1 protein-coding gene is annotated in these 429 nt (G+C 29.1%); it reads right to left on the minus strand.

Features of this window, described 5'->3' with window-relative positions:
* Positions 1-311: hypothetical protein (locus IC219_RS21410; protein WP_227861679.1), on the minus strand; the 311-nt coding region annotated here is incomplete at its 3' end.
* Between the last annotated feature and the right edge of the window lie 118 nt (positions 312-429).

Below are 429 nucleotides of genomic sequence, written 5' to 3' on the forward strand. Positions count from 1 at the left end.
TTCTTAGCATTAACTCCACTTTGAAAAACCTCTTTTAAAGCATCTTCTACATTATTACTAGTAAATAGATTATCTGTATCTTTTATACTTGTTTTCTCTGCTGTTGTTTCTATGCTATCTACACTAGCCTTTACCTCATTGATTGCGCCAACAATACTAGTTTTGTCTGTTGTTTCAAGTAGTGTTGTATCTCCTATTTTTCCATTTAAATCTGTCTTAGCAGTTTCTATGTTTGTATTAACTTTTTCAATCTCATTACTAGTGTTGATAGGTACATTTTTTAATTTTTTTACCACATCTTCATTTAACAATTTCTCACCTTCTTTTTTATTTAGAGAGCTACAAAAGTAACTCTCCATTTTGAACATAAAAAAGAACTATCCTATATAGTCCTCACCTGTTATTTCTCTATATTCTACTTCAGTTATT

Source organism: Clostridioides sp. ES-W-0018-02 (genome assembly GCF_020658175.1).
GTDB lineage: Bacteria > Bacillota > Clostridia > Peptostreptococcales > Peptostreptococcaceae > Clostridioides.